The organism is Mycobacterium sp. 236(2023) (assembly GCF_029623955.1).
Taxonomy (GTDB): domain Bacteria; phylum Actinomycetota; class Actinomycetes; order Mycobacteriales; family Mycobacteriaceae; genus Mycobacterium.
Window position 1 is genome coordinate 185126 of the sequence record NZ_JARSBP010000009.1, and the last position, 18224, is coordinate 203349.

General features: G+C 63.6%; 23 protein-coding genes, 1 tRNA gene and 1 pseudogene. 12 read left to right on the forward strand and 13 right to left on the reverse strand.

The window, feature by feature from the left end; genetic code table 11:
- Positions 1-424: 424 nt before the first annotated feature.
- A complete protein-coding gene (locus P9A17_RS29000) occupies positions 425-1270 on the reverse strand; it encodes a hypothetical protein (RefSeq protein ID WP_278042224.1) in 846 nt (281 codons plus the stop codon).
- Positions 1271-1373: 103 nt separating this feature from the next.
- On the opposite strand from P9A17_RS29000, the gene P9A17_RS29005 reads away from it, so the two are divergent.
- The 9 genes from P9A17_RS29005 to P9A17_RS29045 all read left to right on the forward strand — a co-directional run bounded on the left by P9A17_RS29005 (position 1374) and on the right by P9A17_RS29045 (position 8632).
- Positions 1374-1682: a hypothetical protein gene (locus P9A17_RS29005; protein WP_278042225.1), complete on the forward strand. Its 309-nt coding sequence runs from the start codon at positions 1374-1376 to the stop codon at positions 1680-1682.
- Between the two features lie 12 nt (positions 1683-1694).
- Positions 1695-1949, forward strand: a complete 255-nt coding sequence (locus P9A17_RS29010) for a hypothetical protein (protein ID WP_278042226.1) — start codon at positions 1695-1697, stop codon at positions 1947-1949.
- Positions 1946-2185: a hypothetical protein gene (locus P9A17_RS29015; RefSeq protein WP_278042227.1), complete on the forward strand. Its 240-nt coding sequence runs from the start codon at positions 1946-1948 to the stop codon at positions 2183-2185. The genes P9A17_RS29010 and P9A17_RS29015 overlap by 4 nt, the downstream gene beginning before the upstream one ends.
- Positions 2186-2660: 475 nt before the next feature.
- Positions 2661-3548, forward strand: coding sequence for a DNA cytosine methyltransferase (locus P9A17_RS29020; RefSeq protein WP_278042228.1), 888 nt, complete (start codon positions 2661-2663; stop codon positions 3546-3548).
- Positions 3545-4114 carry an MT-A70 family methyltransferase gene (locus tag P9A17_RS29025; RefSeq protein ID WP_278042229.1) on the forward strand — a complete coding sequence of 190 codons (570 nt, stop codon included), beginning with the start codon at positions 3545-3547 and terminating at the stop codon, positions 4112-4114. The genes P9A17_RS29020 and P9A17_RS29025 overlap by 4 nt, the downstream gene beginning before the upstream one ends.
- Complete coding sequence (locus P9A17_RS29030; protein ID WP_278042230.1) at positions 4111-4308, forward strand: hypothetical protein; 198 nt, start codon at positions 4111-4113, stop codon at positions 4306-4308. The genes P9A17_RS29025 and P9A17_RS29030 overlap by 4 nt, the downstream gene beginning before the upstream one ends.
- A 399-nt stretch (positions 4309-4707) precedes the next feature.
- On the forward strand, positions 4708-6915 hold the full coding sequence (locus tag P9A17_RS29035) for a type IV secretory system conjugative DNA transfer family protein (protein ID WP_278042231.1): 2208 nt from the start codon (positions 4708-4710) through the stop codon (positions 6913-6915).
- A gap of 178 nt (positions 6916-7093) precedes the next feature.
- Entirely contained in the window at positions 7094-7942 is an 849-nt protein-coding gene (locus P9A17_RS29040) for a replication-relaxation family protein (RefSeq protein ID WP_278042232.1), read from the forward strand.
- Between the two features lie 21 nt (positions 7943-7963).
- Positions 7964-8632: a hypothetical protein gene (locus P9A17_RS29045; protein WP_278042233.1), complete on the forward strand. Its 669-nt coding sequence runs from the start codon at positions 7964-7966 to the stop codon at positions 8630-8632.
- A gap of 233 nt (positions 8633-8865) precedes the next feature.
- Here P9A17_RS29045 and P9A17_RS29050 read toward each other — a convergent pair whose 3' ends face one another.
- From P9A17_RS29050 to P9A17_RS29065, 4 genes are all read right to left on the reverse strand, one after another.
- Complete coding sequence (locus tag P9A17_RS29050) at positions 8866-9294, reverse strand: hypothetical protein (protein ID WP_278042234.1); 429 nt, start codon at positions 9292-9294, stop codon at positions 8866-8868.
- 417 nt (positions 9295-9711) lie between these two features.
- A complete protein-coding gene (locus P9A17_RS29055) occupies positions 9712-9975 on the reverse strand; it encodes a hypothetical protein (protein WP_278042235.1) in 264 nt (87 codons plus the stop codon).
- Positions 9976-10038: 63 nt separating this feature from the next.
- Positions 10039-10296 (reverse strand): hypothetical protein, encoded by a 258-nt coding sequence (locus P9A17_RS29060; protein ID WP_278042236.1) that lies wholly within the window; start codon positions 10294-10296, stop codon positions 10039-10041.
- A 307-nt stretch (positions 10297-10603) separates the two neighbouring features.
- Positions 10604-10690, reverse strand: a tRNA-Leu gene (locus P9A17_RS29065).
- A 115-nt stretch (positions 10691-10805) separates the two neighbouring features.
- On the opposite strand from P9A17_RS29065, the gene P9A17_RS29070 reads away from it, so the two are divergent.
- The 3 genes and pseudogenes from P9A17_RS29070 to P9A17_RS29080 all read left to right on the forward strand — a co-directional run.
- Positions 10806-11186 (forward strand): hypothetical protein, encoded by a 381-nt coding sequence (locus P9A17_RS29070; RefSeq protein ID WP_278042237.1) that lies wholly within the window; start codon positions 10806-10808, stop codon positions 11184-11186.
- A 12-nt stretch (positions 11187-11198) separates the two neighbouring features.
- Positions 11199-11543, forward strand: coding sequence for a DUF3817 domain-containing protein (locus tag P9A17_RS29075; protein ID WP_278042238.1), 345 nt, complete (start codon positions 11199-11201; stop codon positions 11541-11543).
- A gap of 42 nt (positions 11544-11585) precedes the next feature.
- Positions 11586-12707: pseudogene (locus P9A17_RS29080) on the forward strand (acyltransferase); the annotation flags it as partial.
- 29 nt (positions 12708-12736) lie between these two features.
- Here the strand turns inward: P9A17_RS29080 and rdgB are convergent.
- The 8 genes from rdgB to P9A17_RS29120 are packed head-to-tail and all read right to left on the reverse strand — an operon-like array spanning position 12737 to position 18217.
- A complete protein-coding gene (gene rdgB, locus P9A17_RS29085; RefSeq protein ID WP_278042285.1) occupies positions 12737-13372 on the reverse strand; it encodes an RdgB/HAM1 family non-canonical purine NTP pyrophosphatase in 636 nt (211 codons plus the stop codon).
- The gene (rph, locus tag P9A17_RS29090) at positions 13369-14151 is read right to left on the reverse strand and encodes a ribonuclease PH (protein WP_278042239.1); all 783 of its coding nucleotides are present in this window, start codon (positions 14149-14151) and stop codon (positions 13369-13371) included. The genes rdgB and rph overlap by 4 nt, the downstream gene beginning before the upstream one ends.
- A gap of 34 nt (positions 14152-14185) precedes the next feature.
- Positions 14186-14959, reverse strand: a complete 774-nt coding sequence (locus P9A17_RS29095) for a cyclic nucleotide-degrading phosphodiesterase (RefSeq protein ID WP_278042240.1) — start codon at positions 14957-14959, stop codon at positions 14186-14188.
- 58 nt (positions 14960-15017) lie between these two features.
- Entirely contained in the window at positions 15018-15854 is an 837-nt protein-coding gene (gene murI / locus P9A17_RS29100; protein ID WP_278042241.1) for a glutamate racemase, read from the reverse strand.
- Positions 15851-16528 carry a rhomboid family intramembrane serine protease gene (locus P9A17_RS29105; protein WP_278042242.1) on the reverse strand — a complete coding sequence of 226 codons (678 nt, stop codon included), beginning with the start codon at positions 16526-16528 and terminating at the stop codon, positions 15851-15853. The genes murI and P9A17_RS29105 overlap by 4 nt, the downstream gene beginning before the upstream one ends.
- Positions 16525-17487 (reverse strand): cysteine synthase, encoded by a 963-nt coding sequence (locus tag P9A17_RS29110; RefSeq protein ID WP_278042243.1) that lies wholly within the window; start codon positions 17485-17487, stop codon positions 16525-16527. Before P9A17_RS29110 ends, P9A17_RS29105 begins: the two co-directional genes overlap by 4 nt.
- A gap of 2 nt (positions 17488-17489) precedes the next feature.
- A complete protein-coding gene (locus P9A17_RS29115; protein WP_278042244.1) occupies positions 17490-17771 on the reverse strand; it encodes a MoaD/ThiS family protein in 282 nt (93 codons plus the stop codon).
- Positions 17772-17803: 32 nt separating this feature from the next.
- Positions 17804-18217 carry a M67 family metallopeptidase gene (locus tag P9A17_RS29120; protein WP_278042245.1) on the reverse strand — a complete coding sequence of 138 codons (414 nt, stop codon included), beginning with the start codon at positions 18215-18217 and terminating at the stop codon, positions 17804-17806.
- Positions 18218-18224 lie beyond the last annotated feature (7 nt).

The following is an 18224-nucleotide window of genomic DNA, read 5'->3' on the forward strand; positions in this document are numbered from 1 at the left end:
AAACCTCCTCGGAGTGCTTGAGTTTCGGGCCGCGAGACCAAAGTCGGAGCAAGTGTGATTTATACTTCCAATGTGGCCGACATCTGTTGCCGGTTATTTCATTCGACCGCTGCATAATCTTGTGACGTTTCCAGTTAGCCGATGCCGCATGGAAGTCGGCGTCATCGTATTGAGATTGGTTCCATTTCAATACGAAGGATCGAGGTGGTAGGGTCAGTTTCGCTTTGATTGTTCCCTGCTGGCGACTCGTCGTCTCCCAAGCAACACAAACATAGCAACAGTGCTCCGCGGCTGCTATCTCCCCCTCAAGATGACCCGGTCCTATTGTGACGCACCACAATCTCATCAAATCATAGCGACCAATTGGCTATGAGTCGCAACTTCAGCGAACCTGCCGCAGCTCTGGCGCCAACGAGCATTCCTGCTAGCACTCAGGCTCATCGACCAATCGGTCCGTTCCTGCGTCTAACCCCCGGAGACCACTCGTCGCGCTTCGTGACGAGTCAGGCCCACGTCGTTTCGATCCGTCGTACCACTCCAACCAAACCTCGATACCGCGGTCTCGGAAAGTCCGTGTTCGCACCCACACTCTCGGGTCGGCGATGCGGGTCATTGTCTGCCAGGTCGGCCACACTGGCATCGGCCAGTGAACGACAATCGAGGCCATAACCTCCTGCCCCTCAGGGCCTGTATCGAGCTGCACCCCGTCCGCAACGAGCTCGTAGTAGTAACCCCCGGTAACGTCCGGGTTTGGGCGGAGTGTGAATACGGGCTCGGACACATCGTCACCGTTTAATCGGATCTCCGCTGGCCTCCACGACTCATAAGCCATCATCAGTCGGACGATGAAATCGACTGTGTCGCCGGACTGGAACACACTCACGAAACCCCACGGCCTGTTGGTCTCAGCTCGGTCCCTGATAATCGTCGCGAGCTTGTCCGCTCCGCGGTCACCCCGCCGGAGTGCGGTGCGCTCATCACAATGGAAATCGTTGGCATACTGGCTTTTCCGCTGATCGAGGCTATACCCGCCGATACCCCAGCCAGCCAGATAGAAAAAGGCGCCGATATCCGATTTGGGATCGGCGCCATTCTCTTCGCGAAGCCGCTCGAGTCTGGCCCAGGCTCGTTGCAGGTCTCCCATGCCAAGCGCTTCAATCAGCTCACTCTGTCCACTGAGGCGTTCGACCGTGGGCACATCGGGCATCCGCCGGATCGCACGCAGTTCCTCCACGAGGCGATCACGGACAGGGTCTATGAGCTTTGCCACCCGTGTGCCAGCCTGCCTGTCAGTTTTGTGTCAGTGACGGCGACGCTACGGGACGACAGCCTGGAACCACCGCAACAGAGCGGAACTAAGGAGGTCTCTCGTCATGAACAACGTCCCCGCATCACGGTTCAAGTCCGGAGTCGTAGAGCGGATCCCGGATGGCTTCAGCCGCACCGAGGGCAAAGAGCTGATGCACGCCACCAACAAGGAAGTCGCCCGCGGCATCGTCGCCGCCACTCGTCTCCATGCCGCGGCCTATGTCGCCAACGTTGGCATTCAAGCGGTGGGCATGATCTCCCGCGAAGCCCAGCACCAGTCAGATGGGGATCCGACAACGACGGGCCGGATGCACCATATCGCCGACCAGTTTGCATTGGTCGCCGCCGCCGAAGTCGCCCGATTCGCGTACTGAGGAGCAAGTTCCATGACCGCTGCAGATTCTCGCGAGCGAACCACGACACCGTCTCCATCTCCGTCGGTGCCACCCGGCGACAAACTCGACGCTGCCAGTGCCGTCCTCAACGACGTCCTTGAGTGCGTCGCGGCACTCCAGGACGACCTGCACATCATCGCGACCCGCCATGTCGACAGCGCTCCGGCCAGCAGTATCCATGTGCTCAACCTAAACGCCTCGCTCGCGCGTGCCGTACTGGAGTGGATCGGGCGGTGGCCGACGTGAGCGATCCATTCCTCGCATCGCTCCTGAACTTCTTGCTCCTGTGGGCGGTCCTGTTTGGCGCGTACTGTGCCGCGATCCTGGCGCTGGACTGGCTCATCGCCAGTTGGCGTGAGCGGCGACTAGAGGAGAAAGCGCTCCAGGACCACCTCGACGGCATCGACGCAGAAGCGGCGCTGTCGGTTCGTAGGCTGGCAGTGGCGTTCGCCATCGCTCAGCAGCAGATGCGTGACGCTTAGAGGCAGGAGGCGCCGTTCCTCTGACGCGCACAGCCTTACGAGCACCCTCATCGCTGCGAATTTCACAACAGAAGTGAATCGCGAAACCCACTGCCAGAAAACACAATCTGACCCCCACTGCAATGTGTCCGGTCGCGTGTCCGATCGCCCGACCGGTCGGCCGGAACGACGATTGAGCGCCACGCTGCCTCGTCGTTAAGTCAAGACACACCCAGACCGCACATCGGCATGACCTCGCCACCACACGGGTCGATGCCTGTCTTACGTGCACCCAAAATCACTGGGAGAAAGGAGCTTCGCCCAAATGTTATCTACAGAACTTGTTCTCCTACGTCGGGATGAACGGCGGTCGCTACCGAGCGGCCCCCGCAGTATTGCCCGACTCAACCGGCTTGGCCACCGGGCCGTAGCCGTCTCCGGAATCGTCCCGAACGACGGCAATCGTATCGGCACCGCCGCTCCCGAGCAGCTACGCATGATCGATCTGTTTGCAGGCATGGGCGGATTCCACGAAGCGTTCCGCCGAATCGGCGCCCGTTGCGTCTTCGCCTGCGAGAACAACCCAACCGCGAGGCGGGTCTACGAAGCCAACTTCTGCGCCGAGTCGCCGGAACTGTTCACGGACAATCACTTTTCAGGTGACATCGCCAAGGTCGATGCCGCCGCTGTGCCCAATCACGACGTCCTCACAGCAGGCTTTCCGTGCCAGCCGTTTTCAGTCGCGGGTAAGCGCCGCGGCTTCGGCGACGACCGAGGTCTCCACTTCTTCGACGTCGCCCGAATCCTGCGGGCCAAGCGGCCTGCCGCGTTTTTCCTGGAGAATGTCAAAGGCCTGCTGCGCCACGACGACGGCTACACGTACGAGGCCATCCGATCGGTGCTCTGCGACGACCTCGGTTACTCACTCCATCCAAAAATCGTCCGCGCCTGCGACTTTGGGCTCCCGCAACTGCGCCCACGCCTGTTCATGGTGGGGTTCCGCGATCCGTCGACGCCGTTTGAGTTCCCGGAGCCAGAGCCGCTGTCTACCACCCTGAGTGACATCCTCGGCGGTGACTCTGAGCGCATCGTCAGCCGGACCCTCATGGCCACTGGCCATGACAAGCTCTACGGCCAGAAGTTCAACTGGGCGCATTACCTCGTCGACGGCCAAGTGCACCGTCTGACACCGCACGAAGCGCTGGCACTGCAAGGCTTCCCGTCCCACTTCGAGCTCCCAGAGTCCTATAGCGCCGCCATGCGGCTCATCGGCAACAGCGTGGCAGTACCCGCTGTGACCGCCACAGCTCGGGAGATTGCCCGCAGCCTCGGCTTCCTCACGCCGACCAGCACTCCGCCGTCGTCCAAGGAGGCTTACTTATGACTAAGGTCCCGCAGTACCGCACAATCCTCGCTGACCCGCCTTGGGACATCCAGCAGCAGGGTGGGCGGGGTGCCGATAAGCACTACCCGGTGATGCCACTCGATCACATCAAGGCCATGCCCGTCGCAGACCTGGCCGCACCTGATGCGCACTGTTGGCTGTGGGTCACCAACGCCACCCTGCGTGCCGGGTACGACGTCCTCGAGGCGTGGGGCTTCGTACCGCGGTCTCCGCTGACCTGGATCAAGCCGCGGCTGGGACTCGGCAACTATCTGCGCAACGCCACCGAGCACCTGATCCTGGGTACCCGCGGTCACGCACCGGTCAAGTTTCGCGCCCAGCCGACGTGGATGTTCGCACCCCTCCAGGAGCACAGCCACAAGCCCGAGGAGCAGTACGCGGTCATTGAGCGCATCAGCGAAGGCCCGTACCTCGAGCTGTTCGCACGTCGTCGCCAACCGGGATGGGACGCCTGGGGCAACCAAATCGCCTCGGATGTAAGCCTTCCCGGCTACCCGGTCCCGTCCGACAGGCTTCAGGGTAGGGCGGGCGGAGTGCGCCCATGAATAGCTCGCCTCCAAGCAATCCGGTTCAGTGGTTCTTCAATGCCTGCCTGTTGATTCTGTTTGGTGTCGTCGCTCTTTCGGTGGCAGTTGACCTGCTGCAAGCCATTTGGTACTGGGTGCTCGGAATGCTGCTACTGGGCGGAGGGATTGCTACGGCCGTCATCGCCTGGCGGATATGGAGGAAACCGTGGTGAATTCGTCAGTTACAGAGCGCTTTCTAATCACAGGCGACACGCAAAGTCCGATGGCTTCCGTTGTGGAATTGACAATTCCCATTGACAGCCCGTCTGTTCGAGCGCATAGAAGTAGTATCGCCGCCGCCTTTGGGATGTGTGCCGGTTTGGCATTTCCGACCGTCACCCACGAGAAAGGAGGCAAGTGATGGCCCGCTCCCAACCAAAGCGCAAGTACCGCAAAAACAGCGACCGCTCAATCCGCGTCCATGGCGTCCGTCACGACCCGCCTGACCCGAGGCGTCTGTCAAAGGCGCTACTGGCGCTGGCATCCGAACTGGCCGCTGCCCAAGTCGAAGCCGACGCTGCGGCCTCCTATGACCAACCCGAGCCTCCAGAAGGCGAGCCGGGAGCTGCCCTATGACGCCCGAAACCGGAGTCGTCTTCCACCGACTATGGCTACCGCGCCCGCTCGATCCAACACGGGTTCTGCTGTTGCTGGCGCGAATGGCTGCCGACCCGCTGAGCCCCTGGATGGTGCTGGAGACCCGGGCTACCACGGCGGGGGTGGCGCACCTGGTGGCCGTCCATGCGCCTCAAATTCCCTGGCTCTACCAAACACTTCACGATCTGCTCCCGGGTGTCACCATCAGCGCGAAGCCGGAGGTTATCGACAGACCGCTGTGCGGTGCAGCAGCCGATCTCGCGTTCGTCCCGGACTCCGTAGCCCTCAAGTCTGACGACCCCGTCGCCGCAACGATCGCTGTGCTGTCCGCGTTGGCAGTGCGGCTTCAGGACGGTGACACCCTGGCGGTGCAGTTCGTGTTGGGCCCGCGCCGCGGTGGCCGTCATGTGCGGAGTGATGCGTCAGATCCACACCAGTCACCGTTAAATCGCCTCTCTCGCGGAAACCGGCCGCTGACCGGCGCCACCCGAACCCAAGTTGAGGAACGCGTCGCCCACCACGGATTTCTTGTAGCAATCCGCATCGGAGCGACGACTGCCAACCCGACCAGACGGCGCCAACTGCTCGCGAACCTGGCTGGCGCACTAGGGACAGCGCGCAGCACGGGCGTGCGACTTAAGGCATACCGAGGCAAACCCGCACATCTGAACGCGGCGACTCCGCCACGACGTTGGCGCCAACGCCTCGCCCCTCACGAACTCTCGGGCTTGATCGCCTGGCCGATCAGCGACAACGACCTTCCTGGGGTACCGCCGATCCACCCACGCCTGCTGCTTCCAACGATCGCGCCGCAGGAACCGGCTCGAATCGTTGGGCGAACGGCACTGCCCGGCACCGACATTCCGATCGGCATCAGTCCGCGTGACGGGCTGCTCCACACCATTGTCATGGGACCGACCGGTTCCGGGAAGTCAACGGCGCTGCTGCAACTCATCAAAGCCGATGTCGCCGCCGGAAGGCCTCTACTCATCATCGATCCCAAGAAACAGCTGATCGACGACGTTGTAGAACGATGCATCCCGGCAGATCGCACTGATGACGTCGTGCTTTTTGACCCAGCCTCGCCAATGCCGCCTGGTCTTAACAGCCTCGACACTGGCGACCGCGACCCCGATGTATTGGTCGATTGTCTGCTGTCGGCCCTCAAAGCCGTCTTTCACGACGGGTGGGGGCCACGCACCGAAGATATCTTCCTGTCCAGCTTGCTGACCCTTGCCCGAGCAGGGCAACAACGCCCCGAGCCCTACACCCTGGTCGATCTGCCACGACTTCTCACCGATGCAGCATTCCGCCAGCGAGTGCTGGCCCAGGCGCGGCCAGACGAGGTACTGGCCGGCTTCTGGGCCGCCTACGACGACATGAGTCCCGGCGCCCAGTCCGCCATGATCGCCGCTCCGATGAACAAGCTGCGACGGTACCTATTGCGGCCCGCTGCCCGGAACATTCTTGGCCAATCTGCTCCGCGCTTTCGGCTGCGAGACATATTCCGCCAGAACAAGATTGTTCTCGTCCCGCTCAACGATGCGCTTATCGGGCCCGTCACGGCCGAACTCCTCGGATCGCTTATCGTAGCCGAAGCCTGGCAGGCCGCACAGGAGCGCGGCAACGAGAACAACCCGATGGACCGGCCCGGCACCGTGATCGTTGATGAATGCCAGAAGTTCATCCACCTTCCGACGTCTTTCGGGGATGCGCTCAGTCAATCGAGGTCATACGGAGTCGGATGGGTACTCGCCCATCAGCAGCGGAGTCAGTTGCCCAAAGAGCTCGCCGATGCGATCGATAGCAACGCCCGCAACAAGTTGATATTTCGACTCGAAAGCGCCGGCGACGCCGCAGCCATGGCAAAACTCGCTCCAGGTCTCGACGCCGAAGACTTCCAGCTGCTGCCCAAGTATCACGCCTACGCTCGCGCCGTCGTCTCGGGCGAGCCCTCCGGTTGGTGCACCATCGCCACCAATCCCCCGCCGGAGAAGACGGGACTTGCCGACGCCATCCGACGCCGCAGCCGCGAACTCTACGGTGGCGCACCGAACTCAGTCGCTAGTCAAACTCGTTCGGGCTCCGAGACTTCATACGGGCCGCAAGACATTCCAGTTGGCCGAAAGAAGCGAACACAGTCTCAGACGAAAGCTTATGTTGCAGAGGAGGAGTCGATGTGATGACAGATTCAGCTATTCCCGTCGCCCGTCCGGTCACGTTGTTCACGTTTTCTCATTCCCGCAGCACCTTCCGTATAACTCATTCCTTCTTGGAGGGGACTGACCGCTGGATCAGCGGTCCCGAGACGCCGACAGGGTGGCTGGGCCGAACTATCCGCAGGCGAGGGAGATAGCGGAGATGATGCGCATTGTTTCCCACCTGACCGAAGCGCTCAGCGACCGTGATCTGCGCATCCTGCATGACCTCGAGGAGTTCCGGCTTCTCACGACTAGGCAGATCCAACGGCTCCATTTCACGGACGGACATGCCACGATCAGCGCGGCCACCCGTGCCTGCACTCGCGTCATGGGGCGCCTCAACGGTCACGGTCTCGTTAGCACGCTTGCCCGGCGCATCGGCGGTGTACGGCAAGGAAGTTCAGGCCTCACTTGGCAACTGGCCGCAACGGGCGATACCTACCTACGGGCGATTCGTGGTGACCCTAGCCGTCGGCGCTACAGCGAACCCGGCCCAACGTTCGTCAACCACACCCTGATGGTTGCCGAACTGGGAGTCCAATTGCGCGAGAACTCCCGCATACAAACCGATTGGGGCATTGCCTATCTGGCGGTGGAACGGCGCGCCTGGCGCGTCTTTAGCGGCCCTTACGGCGCCAAACAGTGGCTGCGCCCTGACCTCCATGTGATCGCCACAGATGCGGACTACGAACAGCATTGGTTTATCGAGGCTGATCGCGGCCGCGAACACGGCCCACAGCTGTTACGCAAGTGCCAGGCCTACGTCCGGTATATGGCCAGTGGCGCCTACCAGGCACAGCACGAGGTTTTTCCGACTGTGCTCTGGGTTGTCCCCGATTTCAAACGCGTCCGCGAGCTCGAGGACATCGTGTCCAGCGGTGGTCTCCCTCGCCAGATCTTCCGTTTTCGCACCCTTGATGGCTTCATCGACACCATGACCACATACGAAGGGCCAGAGGCAGTTCCACTCCCGGGCATCTTTACCGATCCTGAAGCCGGCATCAGCTAATCAAACGAAAGGAGGAAACACATGAACCACAACCAACCACCAGAGAACCAAGCGCTTCCCGAGATCGACCCACCGGAGTGGACACTGCCCATCAGCTTCGCTCAGACCGAACTCCTCAGCCGACGGCTCGACGCCGCGGGCGACATAGATACCGTTGTGACAACCCAGGACGCGCAGACGATCGCCCTTTGCATCAGTGACCAGTTGGGATCCGGGGTTCAAAGCGCCATCCGGCAGTTCGCCGAGATCGGCTCGATCAGCGCCCCTGCCCTGCGCACCGAATGTCTTGACGTCCATGCCTTCGGCGAGCTGACCTCCGGGCTTCGCCGCTGGTGCGCGTGGCTCGTTATCTACGCTGCTCGCGCCCTGCCGCCGTCTGCTGGGGGGATAGATGTCCCTACAAACGGCGACGCCCTTGACGCCTACCTCCGACTACCCGATGTTGATCCTGTTGATGACGAGGCGCTCGAACACTTCAAGATCCACTACTGCGGCAGCTATTTCGACTTCGATGGCGTTCTCGACGGTATGACCGACGTTGTTGAGTGGGAGAGGAAGATTCACTCTTTGGCAAGAGATCTCGGTTGCGAAGAATTCGTTTCGATCGATCGTGAAGCTATCGGGTGGCATCTCCGGGAGGGCTGGGAGGTCATTCCGAATCATGGTCGGCTGCACGTGTTTACGCGTTAGTTGTCATCCATTCTCAACACCCAATTCTGCTGCAGCAGATGTAAATTCCGCATCGTGACAACTATCGGAAGTATCGCCAAGCAGAGTTAATCTCAGACATACAAAATTAGGGGCCACCGTCGCCCCACATACATCGATCTCAGAAGGGAGGCGCAACAATGGATTTGAAGAACGCCGCGGCTACACAGACACCAAGCGCGTATCTGGATACGTCTACGCGACAGCCTGTCATTTCACCCCGGGAACAGAAGCCACACCAGGCCACAGCGGTCGAGCGTCCCGGCAACCGGGCCGTCCTCTATCTCCGCGTGTCGTCCTCCGGACAGGTAAACACCGACTACGACCCGGAGGGCATTTCCATCCCAGCCCAGCGCGTTTCGTGCGAACGCAAGGCCGGCCAGCTTGACCTCGAGATCATCGGGGAGTACGTCGAGCCTGGTCGCTCTGGCACCGAGATGACTAAACGAATTGCTTTCCAGCAAATGCTCGAGCGTATCCGGCGCGAGAGGGATATCGACTTCGTCATAGTCTACGAACTCTCCCGCTTGGCTCGCAACCGTATCGACGACGCCATCGTCATGGCGGACCTCCGCAAGCGCGGTGTCACGCTGATCTCGGCCACCGAGAGTGTCGATGACAGCCCTGTGGGGCAGCTGATGCACGGCATCCTCGCGGCCTTCAACGAGTACCGCTCAGCCAAGGACGGCGCGGATATCGCCTACAAGATGGGCGAGAAGGCTAAGAAGGGCGGCACCCTGGGCGTCGCTCCCCTCGGGTACTTGAACACCATTGATCGTGTAGAAGGGCGCGAGATTCGCTCAATTGCAATCGATCCCGAGCGGGCACCCTTCGTTCGACGAGCGTTCGAGCTGTACGCCGATGGTGACGCGAGTATCGAGAACATTGTCGACGATTTCAAGGAGCGGGGCCTCACCACGCGTGCCACACGGGTACGTCCTGCCGGTCCGATCTCTCGATCCAAGGTTGCCGCCATGCTGAAAGATCCGTACTACCTCGGCTTCGTGAAGTACAAGGGGCAGACGTTTGAGGGGCGCCATCCGCCGCTCATTGATCAAGAGCTATTCGACCGCGTTCAGGATCTGCTCGATGCACGGGGATACTCCGGGGAGAGGCGTCGGCGGAACCATCACTATCTCAAGGGCACCCTCTTCTGTGGCGCGTGCGCCGCGAAGACAGGCACTGTCCGACGAATGATCATCCAGAGGGCAACCGGTCGCCACGGCGGTGAGTACAGGTACTTCTTCTGCCGAGGCGTGCAGACGCACGACTGTGACGCTCCGTATAGCAATCTGGATCTCGTTGAGGCGGCGATCGAAGATCACTACAGAACCCTTCGCTTTACGCCGGGTTTCATTGAGGCGCTCAGCAAGTCGATGCGTCAGGTATTAAACGACAGCGCTAGCTCCTCGCGGATACTGCGCAATGACCTCACCAAGCAGCTCAAGCAGCTCGACGTGAAGGAAGACAATCTGCTCGATATGGCAGCGGCTGGCGAGCTGGCGAAGGAGAAGATCCAGCAGCGGCTCCGCGATGTGGATCGCCGCCGCAAGGAGCTTCAGGAGCAACTGGAAACCGTCGTCGATGACCTGCCCGGTGCCGAGAAGTACCTCGACGCCTGCCTCCGACTGCTCGAGGACCCTCACCGCTTGTACATGGCTGCCAGCGACCAGACGCGCCGCCGACTCAACCAGGCCATTTTCAAGTATCTGTTCATCGATACCGAGCGGGTGACCGGAGAAGAAGTGACCTCACCACTTGCCGAAATGCTGGCCGCCGACACCGGCTGGCAGGTCCACAACGAGACGGGTGACCCCGCCATCGCGAGAAGCGCTGCGCTCGCAGCATTCAAGAATCACAAAACCGCCGGACTTGAATCCGGCGGTTCTGTTGCGCTCGTCGATGACCTGCTTCAGGCTGTCAATTCACGCGGTGATTGCAGTAAGCACTCTATGGTGCGGGCGGTGGGACTCGAACCCACACGTTCTTTCGAACACGGGCACCTAAAGCCCGCGCGTCAGCCAATTGCGCCACGCCCGCGACGGCTGTGATCGTATCAACCGCAATCTGTCGAAGTCCGACTCCGGTGAGCAGCACTTCATCGCCCGGCCGGACGAATTCATCGGACCGAAAGATCGCGCGGTACCGTTGACCGGTGTCCACTACACGGCGTAGGAGGCCGGCGCTCATCCTGTTGATGATCGCTGCCGCGGCTGGCTGCCTCGCACTGGCGTGGTGGCAGTGGACCCGCTACGAGTCGACGTCGGGCAGCTTCCAGAATCTCGGCTACGCGCTCCAGTGGCCGTTGTTCGCGGGGTTCTGCGTGTATGCGTACTTCAAGTTCGTCCGCTACGAAGAGGCCCCACCCGAGCTTCGTCCACAGGACGCTGTCTCCGAGATTCCCGCCGGGCTGCTGCCCGAACGTCCCAGGGCGGCCGCCGCAGATGATGCAGACCCGACCTTGCGCGAATACAACGCCTACCTGGCCGAGCTCGCCAAAGCCGATGCCGACGCCGACAACCAGAAACACCAGTAGAGGAACCGGTACGTGACCGCACCCGAATCCCCCGCCCCGATCACCCCCGTCGAATCCATCCGTAAAGCCCTCACCGGGTACCGCGTGCTGGCCTGGGCGACAGGTCTGTGGCTCATCGCCCTCTGCTACGAGATGGTCATGAAGTACGGCTTCAATGACGACTCGCTCGGGTGGATCGCGGTCGTGCACGGCTGGGTGTACTTCGTCTACCTGCTGTTCACGGCCAATCTCGCCGTCAAGGTGCGCTGGCCCATCGCCAAGACCGTCGGCGTCCTGCTGGCCGGCACGATCCCGCTGGTCGGCATCATCGTCGAGCACTTCCAGACGCAGACCATCAAGGAGCAGTTCGGCATCTGAGGCAGGGCTCGGTGGCGCGGTTCGTCGCTACACTCGAACCCGATGTCAGCCAGCCTCGGCGAGCGCTGCGGCGCCGCCCCGGCGGGCTCGCGCAGCGCTTCGTCCCCTCGTAGTTCGGGGCCTTCCCGAGATCCCGCCCTGACCGGCCTGCGCGCCGTCGCGGCACTGCTCGTCGTGGGCACCCACGCGGCGTTCGCGACCGGTTACCTCGCGCACGGCTATCTCGGCACCATGTATGCGCGCCTGGAGATCGGGGTGGCGATCTTCTTCGTGCTCTCCGGATTCCTGCTTTTCCGGCCGTGGGTGCGCGCCATCGCGCAGGGCCATCGCGCTCCGAGGGTGACCCTCTACGGCTGGCATCGATTCCGCCGCATCGTGCCGGCATACCTGATCACGGTGGTCGCGGCCTTCGAGATCTACACCGTCTTCACGCCCGGCCCGAACCCCGGCCAGACCTGGCACGGCTTGCTGCGCCATCTGACCTTCACCCAGATCTACGAGGACAACTACCTCGTGACCATGCTGCATCCGGGGCTGTCGCAGATGTGGAGTCTGGCTGTCGAGGTGTCGTTCTATCTCGCGCTGCCACTGCTGGCGTTCCTCATCCTGCGTGTGCTGTGCCGCGGCACATGGCGGCCCCGGCGCGCGTTGGCCGGCATCGTCGTGCTGGCCGCAGTGTCGCCGATCTGGATCTTCGCTGTCCCCGTCGTCGACGCACTGCCCAACTCGGCGGGAATGTGGCTGCCGGCTCATTTCGCCTGGTTCGCGGGCGGGATGGCGCTCGCAGTGCTGGCCGAGATGGGCGCGCGGTGCGCCGCGGTCATTGCGATCCCCCTGGCCTGCGTGCTTTACCTGACGGTGTCGACATCCCTCGGCGGCACCCTCGCCGGGCCGGACCCGGCGTGGACGCCCGTGGCGAAATCGCTGCTGTACGCGGCGATCGCAACGCTGGCCGTCGCGCCAATAGCGCTCGGCGGCAACGATTCCTACTCGCGGATGCTGTCGAGCCGGCCGATGGTGTGGCTCGGCGAGATCTCCTATGAGATCTTCCTCGTCCACGTCGTGGTGATGGCCGTGACGATGAACCTGGTGCTGCGCTGGCCGCTGTTCACCGGATCGATGCCGGGGCTGATCCTGGCCACACTCGCGATCACGATTCCGATGGCGTGGTTGCTACACCGCGTGACACAACCTCAGCTGTCTTCTGTGCTCCTCGCGTCCGCGGTCAGCGAACGCAGTGCTGGCAGCAGCAACGCCAACGCCCGACCGCGATGCGACGCGGCATCCTTCTCGGCCGGGCTCAGCTCGCCCGCCGTCCTGTCAGAACCTGCAGGCAGGAAAACCGGGTCGTAGCCGAACCCGCCGGAGCCGCGGTTCTCGCGCACGATGCTGCCGCGCCACTCCCCGCGGACCACAGCCGACTCGGACTCCCCCGGCCCTGAGACCAACGCGCACGCCGAGACGAACGCCGCCCCGCGCCGCTCATCCGGCACGTCACGGAGCTGGCCGAGCAGTAGTTCGGTGTTCGCCGGATCGTCGCCGTGCCGCCCCGACCACCGCGCGCTCAACACACCCGGCATGCCGTTGAGAGCGTCCACCTCAAGGCCGGAATCGTCGGCGACAGAAGGCAATCCCGTTGCCGCATAAGCATCTCGGGCCTTCGCCAACGCGTTCTCCTCGAACGTCGCACCCGTCTCCGGCGCTTCGTCGAATGCCGGCACGTCATCGAGGGACAACAGGGACACGCCCGAGAGCCCGGCAGCGTCGAGCACCCGGCGCAACTCCGCGAGCTTCTTCGCGTTGCGCGAGGCGACCAGTAGGCGCGTCAGCTTCCGAAAGCTTTCTTTGTGGGCTCTCCGGATTCGGGAAGCACTCCCGGGTACGGCAGTTCCAATGCGGCGCGCTGGATCTCGAATAGCTGATCGCAGGCGGCCATCGCGGCGTCGAGCATCTTGTCCAGCGTCGAGCGCGGGAACGTCGCACCCTCGCCGGTGCCCTGGATCTCGACGAGCGTGCCCGTGTCGGTGGCGACGACGTTCATGTCGACCTCGGCGCGCGAATCTTCGGTGTAGGGCAGATCGACACGGACCCGGCCGTCGACGACACCGACGCTCACCGCGGCGATCGCGCACGACAGCGGCCGCGGATCGGACAGTTTGCCCGCCGCACCCAAGTAGGTGACGGCATCCGAGAGCGCGACGTATGCGCCGGTGATCGCAGCAGTGCGGGTACCGCCGTCGGCCTGCAGCACGTCGCAGTCGATCGCGATCGTGTTCTCCCCCAGCGCACCCAGGTCGATGCACGCGCGCAGCGAGCGACCGACCAGGCGACTGATCTCCTGGGTACGCCCACCGACGCGGCCCTTGACCGACTCCCGGTCCGAACGATCGTGGGTGGCGGCGGGCAGCATCGCGTATTCAGCGGTCAGCCAGCCCTGGCCGGAGCCCTTCCGCCAGCGGGGCACGCCCTCGGTGACGCTCGCGGTGCACATCACGCGGGTCTGACCGAACTCCACCAGGACAGACCCCGCCGGGTGGTTGGTGAAACCGCGGGTGATGGTGACCGGGCGCAGTTCGTCGTCGAGCCGGCCGTCTTCTCGTCTGGACACGGGCCAACCCTAGCCGGTCACGCAGACAGGCCTTTCAGGAGCGGGAGACCTCGAACGTCTCGTTGCACACCACGGCATGCACCGGGCCGTCGAATTCGGCCTTCGCCTCACTGATGACGTCCTCGCGCGACGTCCACGGCGGAATGTGGGTCAGCAGCAACTCGCGGACGCCGGCGCGCGCGGCGGCGCGACCCGCTTCCGTACCCGAGAGGTGCAGCCGCGGCGGGCGCGACGGCGAATGCGTCCAGGACGCCTCGCACAAGAAGATGTCGGCATCGCGGGCAAGTTCGATGAGCTGATCGCAGTATCCGGTGTCACCGCTGTAGACGACGGTGGCCCCGGCCGGATCGGTGATCCGCATCCCGTAGGACTCCGTCGGATGACAGACCAGGCGCGGCAGAATCGTCAGCGCGCCGATCTCGACAGCCTGATTGTCGACCCAGTGGCGGATGTCGAAGATGTCGGTGAAATCGTCGATCTCGCCGCCCTCGGGCGACGATGCGGCTCCCAGCCGTGCCCACGTGTTCGCGGGCCCGTAGACGAAGCCGCGCTCCGGGGCCGGCGTCGGGTGATACCGGCGCCAGACGAACAGCCCGGGCAAATCCAGGCAGTGGTCGGCATGCAGATGTGACAGCAACACGTGCACAGAGTTCGGATCCGCGTGGCGCTGAAGTGCACCGAGAACGCCGCCGCCGAAGTCGAGCACCAGCGGCGGGGTGTCGGGGGCGGTGACGAGGTATCCGGACGCGGGCGAATCAGGACCGACAACACTGCCGGAGCAACCGAGTACGGTGATTCGCACGCTCACTAGCTTGCCATGCCCAAGATCGGCGTGGCGAAAACATCGCAGGTTTGGGCGACGAACGTCATGTTCTGCTGCCGACGTGACGAGCAACAGGCCGGACGCCGTCGAGGCTGGGCCCAAGGAACCGGGCCGCGAGGGCGGTGAACGCCTCGGGGTCGCCCGTCGCCTCGAAGATCCGGCGCGGCGGCGGAGCCGGATCCCCCGGGTGCGGTTTCAGCAACTCCCGCTCGGAGAGCACGCGCAGCAGGTCCTTGGCGGTCTCCTCGGCGCTGGACACCAGCGTCACGTGATCGCCCATCGCGAGCTGAATCAGCCCCGACAACATCGGATAGTGCGTGCAACCGAGCACCAAGGTGTCGACCTCCGCGCGCTGCAGAGGTTCGAGGTAGCCCTCGGCCAAACCGAGCACCTGACGTCCGCTGGTGACGCCACGCTCGACGAAATCCACGAACCGGGGGCATGCCACGCCGAACACCTCGATGTCGCGGGCCGCCGCGAACGAATCCTGGTAGGCGCCGGAGGCGATCGTGGCGGCCGTTCCGATGACGCCGATCCGGCCGTTGCGCGTCGCGGCGACGGCTCGCCGCACCGCGGGAAGGATCACCTCGACGACCGGGATCGGCGCGTAGCGCTCGCGGGCATCGCGCAGGCAGGCCGACGACGCCGAGTTGCACGCGATGACGAGCGCCTTGATGCCCCGCCCGGCAAGGTCGTCTCCGATCGCGAGCGCGTGGGCGCGGATCTCGGGAATCGTCAGCGGCCCGTACGGACCGTTACCGGTGTCGCCGACGTAGACGATGTCCTCGTCGGGCAACTGGTCGATCACCGCGCGGGCGACCGTGAGCCCACCCACACCGGAATCGAAGATGCCGATCGGCGCCGTCGGATCCGCGGTCATGTGTTCAGAGACGGTGGACGGACCGGGCGCCGCAACGCACGCGCCTTGCGTTCGGGTCCGGACAGCAGATACGCGGCGAGGACGCCGGCGACCGCGCCACAGAGGTGGCCCTGCCACGAGACGCCGAACGTGCCGGGCAGCACGCCGAGCAGGATGCTGCCGTAGATGATGAGGACGACGACGCCGGTGACGATCTCCCAGATCTTGCGGGTGAAGAACCCGAACACGATCAGGAATGTCAGCCATCCGAAGATCAGTCCGGACGCGCCGATGTGGTTGGTCTCTACGACCATCCCGTTGTATTGCGGCGCACCGATGTTGCCGATCAACCAGGTTCCGAGGCCGCCCAGGATCCAGATGATCGCGGTCGCGAAGATGAACCGGGACAACCCCGCCAGCGTCATCAGGAATCCGAGCACCAGTGCGGGACCGGTGTTCGCAATCAGGTGTTCCCAGTTCGAATGCAGCAGCGGCGCGAACAGGATGCCCGAGAGGCCATCGGTCTCCAGGGGCCGAATTCCGTTGCTGTCGAGGCGATGTCCGGTGACGGAGTCGTAGGCCTCGATGATGTAGAGCAGGGCGACGAACGATGCGATGGTGATGCCGCCGACCACCCAGGCGGGCCGCTTCTTGGGCTCCGAGGGCAGCGCGGAATATCCACCGGTGTTCGTCATGCCCAAAGTTGCCCTTCCAGCGCGTCCTCCGCGTCATCCAGGCTACCGGCGTACGCGCCGGTCGACAGATACTTCCAGCCCGCATCACACACCGTGAAGGCGATGTCGGCGCGCTCGCCCGCCTTGACCGCCTTGGCCGCCATGCCCAGTGCGGCGTGCAGGATCGCGCCCGTGGAGATCCCCGCGAAGATGCCTTCGACCTGGACGAGTTCCCGGGTCCGCTTCACCGCGTCGTAGGAGCCCACCGCGAAGCGGGTGGTCAGCACGTCGGGGTCGTACAACTCGGGGATGAAGCCCTCGTCGATGTTGCGCAACGCGTACACGCCCTCGCCGTACCGCGGTTCGGCGGCCACGATCTGCACGCCGGGCACGTTCTCACGCAGAAAACGTCCCGTGCCCATCAACGTCCCCGTCGTGCCGAGGCCCGCGACGAAGTGCGTGATCTCAGGAAGGTCGGCCAGCAATTCCGGCCCGGTGCCGTCATAGTGTGCGGCCGCATTGGACCGGTTGCCGTACTGGTACAGCATCACCCACGAAGGGTTCTGCGCCGCAAGCTCTTTGGCGTGCGCGACAGCGGTGTTGGAGCCGCCTTCGGCAGGTGAGAAGATGATGCGCGCACCATAGAGCTCCAGGAGCTGCCTGCGCTCGATCGACGTGTTCTCCGGCATCACGCAGATCATCTGGTAGCCCTTGATCAGCGCGGCCATCGCCAGCGAGATCCCGGTGTTGCCGCTCGTGGGTTCCAGAATCGTGGCTCCCGGCGCCAGCTTCCCCGCGCGCTCGGCGTCCTCGATCATCCGCAGCGCCGGCCGGTCCTTGATCGAGCCCGTCGGATTGCGGTCCTCCAGCTTGGCCCAGAGCCGCACGTGCGGTGAGCCGTCCCAGGAAGGCGACAGCCGGGGCAGACCGACCAGCGGCGTGTCACCGAGAGCCTGCAGAAGAGAATCGTGCCGCGCCAAGGTCAGCCTCCTGCCACGGCCGGCAGGATCGTCACCGAGTCACCGTCGGAGATCGCGGTGTCGAGCCCGCCGGAGAAGCGAACGTCCTCGTCGTTGACGTAGATGTTGACGAAGCGGTGCAGCTTGCCTGAATTGTCGGAGTCGATGAGACGTTCCGAAATTCCCGAGTAGTTGGACTCGAGATCGGTGATGACGGCCTGCAGCGTCTCGCCGGAGGCGGAGACGCGCTTCTCGCCGCCGGTGTGGGTGCGCAGGATGGTCGGGATCGACACGGTTACGGCCATGGGGTGATTCCTTTTCTCGTACTGCTCGACTTCTAGTACTGCTCGACGATGGTCACGGGCTCCTCGGTGACGACCCCATCCACGATCCGATAGCTGCGGAGCTCGTGTTCGTCGGGGTCGCGGGTGGACACCAGCACGTAGTGGGCGTCAGGCTCCTGGGCATACGAGATGTCCGTGCGACTCGGGTAGGCCTCGGTGGCGGTGTGCGAGTGGTAGATCACGACGGGCGCCTCGTCGGCCTGGTCCATCGCCCGCCACACCTTCAGCTGCTCCCCGGAATCGAATCGATAGAAGGTCGGGGAACGCTCGGCATTGACCATCTGAACGAACCGCTCAGGACGGTCGGAGCCCTCGGGCCCGGCGATAACGCCGCACGCCTCGTCGGGATGGTCCGCGCGGGCATGCTTCACCATCGCCTCAACCAGGTCGGCACGAATGGTCAGCAAGCTGGAA